The organism is bacterium (assembly GCA_035281585.1).
Taxonomy (GTDB): Bacteria; UBA10199; UBA10199; order DSSB01; family DSSB01; genus DATEDP01.
The window spans coordinates 1-4,252 of the sequence record DATEDP010000093.1 but is presented as its reverse complement, the minus strand read 5'-3'; the positions used below and the strand labels follow the sequence as shown (position 1 = coordinate 4,252).

At 60.2% G+C, this 4,252-nt stretch carries 5 protein-coding genes; all 5 read left to right on the top strand.

From position 1 onward, the window contains the following. The coding region (locus VJR29_07400) for a TIGR03936 family radical SAM-associated protein (GenBank protein HKY63229.1) at positions 1–844 on the top strand (844 nt) is incomplete at its 5' end. 17 nt (positions 845–861) lie between these two features. Continuing rightward, positions 862–2,361, top strand: coding sequence for an Rne/Rng family ribonuclease (locus tag VJR29_07395; GenBank protein ID HKY63228.1), 1,500 nt, complete (start codon positions 862–864; stop codon positions 2,359–2,361). Between the two features lie 410 nt (positions 2,362–2,771). Next, positions 2,772–3,086 (top strand): 50S ribosomal protein L21, encoded by a 315-nt coding sequence (gene rplU / locus VJR29_07390; protein HKY63227.1) that lies wholly within the window; start codon positions 2,772–2,774, stop codon positions 3,084–3,086. A gap of 46 nt (positions 3,087–3,132) precedes the next feature. Next, the gene (gene rpmA, locus VJR29_07385) at positions 3,133–3,390 is read left to right on the top strand and encodes a 50S ribosomal protein L27 (GenBank protein HKY63226.1); all 258 of its coding nucleotides are present in this window, start codon (positions 3,133–3,135) and stop codon (positions 3,388–3,390) included. 57 nt (positions 3,391–3,447) lie between these two features. Then, positions 3,448–4,252 (top strand): GTPase ObgE (obgE, locus tag VJR29_07380; protein HKY63225.1); only part of this gene is annotated, 805 nt, incomplete at its 3' end.

Genomic DNA, 4,252 nt, shown 5'->3' with positions numbered 1-4,252 from the left:
GACCGACAAGTGCAGCGACTGCGGGGTCTGCGATTTTCGCAAAACCCTCAACGTCAACTTCCGGTATCTTCCCGGGGAAGAGAAGGTCCAAGCCTTCTCCACGCGCGGGCGCCGTCTCAAAAACGAGCCCGAGCAGAGCCTCGGCAATCCCCCGGCGGTGCCTCGGAAGTTCGAGGCAAAGCCGATAGAGCAAAGGATTCGCGCCCGATTCACCAAATTGGGCGAAGCCGCTTTTTTAAGTCATCTCGATCTGGCGACCCTGATTCACCGGGCCCTGAAGCGAGCCGCCATTCCGGTCGGCTACAGCCAAGGGTTCAACCCGGCGATGCGGGTCAGCTTGAGTCCACCCCAACCGGTCGGCGTCGAAAGCGAGGCCGAGTTCATGGACATCGAGCTCATTCACTTCGTGGAGCCCGCGGAATTCCTCGCCCGGGTCAACGAGGTGTTGCCGGCCGGAGTCGTTCTCACCGAAGCTCGGACCTTGCCTCAAAAGGGCCGGTCGCTGAACGCCGCGATGCGGGAGCAAGTCTACTCCATCGACGTTCAAAGCTTCGAGACGGCGAATCCCGGCGACTTGCCGGGTCGAGTGCAGCACTTAAAAAATTCGACGGAAGTTCGAATCGAGCGGCGACGCGAAAAGAAACAAAAATCGGTCGATATTCGACCCTACATCAAGGATATCGAGGTGGTCGCTCCGAACCGTCTTCATCTGGTGACCCATTTTGGCCAGACCTCGGGCAGCATTCGCCCCAGCGAAGTGCTCGAAGCGCTTTTCCCCGAAGGGAAGGGCGCCTGGTCGGGAAGCCGGATCCGCAAAGTGGATGCCCATTTTGAGGTCGAGTGATCCCCTCTATTTAACGCATGGCAAAAGAATTGATCGTGAACGTGACTTCCAAGGAGAAGCGCGTCGCCTATTTGGAAAAGGGCGTGGTCAGCGAAGTTTACTATGAGCGGGCCAAGGAAGTCGCCTACGTCGGCAACATCTACAAGGGCAAGGTCCAAAGAGTCTTGCCCGGCATGCAGGCCGCCTTCGTCGAGATCGGGATGGAGAAGGCCGCCTTCCTCTACGTCAGCGACGTCAACGAGGAGCTGGGCGACATCGAGTCCGAGGACGGCGAGAAGGAAGCCAAGCCGCGCAAGCGCTGGCGCGATCGCCAGAACATCCAAGACCTGCTCCGGCCCGGCCAGGAAGTCTTGGTCCAGGTGGCCCGCGGGCCGATCAGCACCAAGGGCGCCCGGGTCACCAGCCACATCTCGCTGCCCGGCCGCTCGGTGGTCTACATGCCGACTTGGGACAAGATCGGCACCTCGCGGCGGATCGGCGATGACATCGAGCGCCGCCGGCTTCGCGACATCATCCGGACTTACCGGCCGGAAGAAGGCGGCTTCATCGTCCGCACCGCTTCCGAGGGCTTGAGCGAGGAAACCATCAAGTCCGACATCGAGTATCTTTCGACCACCTGGCGCGAGATCATCGACAAGTACAACCGGACGCCGGCGCCGGCCCTGATCCACACCGAGCTCGACATCGTCCTGCGGCTGCTCCGCGACCTTTACAGCTTCGAGATCGAGCGCATCGTCATCGACGACCGCGAGGAGTTCGAGAACATCCTGGCCTTCGTCAAGCGCTTCATGCCCCACCTCGAGCACACCGTCGAGTTTTACCGGGGCAAGGAGCCGATCTTCGACCATTACGGCATCGAGACCGAGATCAACCGGGCCCTGGGCAAGAAGGTCTGGCTGAAGAGCGGCGGCTACCTGATCATCGACCAGACCGAGGCCCTCACCACCATCGACGTCAACACCGGCCGTTTCGTCGGCCGCAGCAACCTCGAGGACACCATCCTCAAGACCAACCTCGAGGCGGCTCAGGAGATCGTCTACCAGCTGCGGGTCCGCAATTTGGGCGGCATCATCATCTTGGACTTCATCGACATGGAGCGCCGGAGCTCGCGCGAGAAGGTTTATTCGGCTTTCCGCGAGGCCTTGCGGAAGGACCGGGCCAAGTCGACCTTGAGCCGAATCACCGAGCTCGGCCTGATCGAGATGACGCGGAAGCGGACCCACGAGAGCCTGGCCCGGGTGCTCTGCGAGAGCTGCGAGGTCTGCGACGGCCGCGGCTACACCAAGAGCCGGACCACGGTCTGTTACGAGATCTTCCGCCAGATCCAGCGCGAGGCCCAGATGAGCGACAAGGGGACCTTATTGGTCCAGGTCCATCCTTCGGTTTTCGAGGTGTTGAACGATGAAGAGCGGGAAGGCTTGATCGACTTGGAGAAGAAGATTTACAAGAAGATCGAGATCGAGCCGGTGCCCAGCTTCAATCCTGAGCACTTCGAGATCAAGGGCCTGCGCGGGTAGCAAGGGGCTTCAGCCCCGTCTTGCCGGGCCTAAAGGCCCAGGCTACCGGATCAGCCGCGGGACTAGGGCGACGATGACGGTGAAGACAAAGGCCATCAAGGTCACCGAGAAATAGAGTTTGAAATAGCGATTGATCAGTTTTTCCATCTTAGGCTCGGCTCCTAAGAGGAAGATCCTACAAAAACCGCGCCAGCAGCGAGCTTGCGGGCCTTGGCTAATCTAACTATTTATAATTATTATGATATTTTAGGACGGCCCCGATGACCCTTGACTAAAGGGCTGAAAATTTTGGGGGTCGACACCCCATAAACTGTTGATTTTGAATGAGATTCGGGGTCCAATTCCCTAAACAAATTTAGGGTTTTCCATTCTTGACTCGCTGTGGAAAACCGGCTAAACCCACGCGCCTTATGAAATACGCAATCATCGAGACCGGCGGCAAACAATACAAGGTGGCCGAAGGCGAAAAGATCAAAGTCGAGAAGATTCCCGAGGGCGTGGTCGGCCAATCGATCGAGTTCACCCGGGTCCTTTTGGTGGGCGGCGAGAGCCCGGTCATCGGCACCCCGGTGGTCGAGACCGCCAAGGTTGCCGGCGAGATCGTCAAGCAGGACAAGGACAAGAAAGTCCTGGTCTTCAAGAAGAAACGCCGCAAGGGCTACGCCAAAAAGCAGGGGCATCGGCAGGAATTCACCGAAGTCTTGATCAAGCAGATTTCGGCCTAATAAATGTAGCAAGGGGCTTCAGCCCCGCCATTAAGAGAGATAGATCATGGCACATAAGAAAGCAGGCGGATCCAGCAAGAACGGGCGCGACTCCAACGGCCAGCGCCGCGGCGTCAAGGTCTACGGCGGCCAGAACATCCCGGCCGGCTCGATCCTGGTCCGCCAGGTCGGCACCAAGATTTTTCCCGGCACCAACGTCGGCAAGGGCAAGGACTTCACCCTCTTCGCCAAGATCAGCGGCGTCGTGAAGTACGAGGAATTCGGCCGCGGCAAGAAGCGTGTCAGCGTTTATCCGGCGAGCTAAGCGGCTCGTGAAAAGAATTGAGCCCCGCTTCGAAATCGGAGCGGGGTTTTTTATTTTATGAAGTTCATCGACGAAGCAACAATCACCGTCGCCGGCGGCGCCGGCGGCAACGGTTGCATCTCCTTTCGCCGCGAGAAGTACGTCCCGCGCGGCGGGCCCGACGGCGGCAACGGCGGCAACGGCGGCAACGTGATTCTGCGGGCCGATCCCGGCTTGGGCACCTTGCTCGACTTCCGCTACAACCGCCGTTTCGAGGGCGAGCGCGGCGAGCACGGCATGGGCGCCAACCGCTACGGCCGGACCGGCAAGGACAATATCATCCGGGTTCCGGTGGGGACGGTCGTCAAAGACCCTGAAAGCGGCGAGGTCCTGGCCGATCTCACCAAGTCCGGCGATACCTATCTGGCCGCGGCGGGCGGCCGGGGCGGCCGCGGCAACTTGTCTTTCGTCTCTTCGACCCATCGAGTCCCGCGGGTCGCCGGCGACGGGAAGCCCGGCGAGGAGTGCGAGCTCAAGCTCGAGCTCAAGCTCTTGGCCGACGTCGGCTTGATCGGCCGGCCCAATGCCGGCAAGTCGACCTTGATCTCGCGGATCTCGGCGGCCAAGCCCAAGATCGCCGATTACCCCTTCACCACCCTGACCCCCCAGCTCGGGGTCGTGAAAGCGGGCCTGCAAAGCTACACCGTGGCCGACATTCCCGGCTTGATCGAGGGAGCCCACCAGGGCGCCGGCATGGGCGTGAAGTTTCTCCGCCACATCGAGCGGACTCGTTTGTTCCTCCACCTGATCGACTTGAGCGATCCCGAGTTCCCCGATCCCTGGAAATCCTACAAGATGATCGACGCCGAGCTCAAAGCCTACT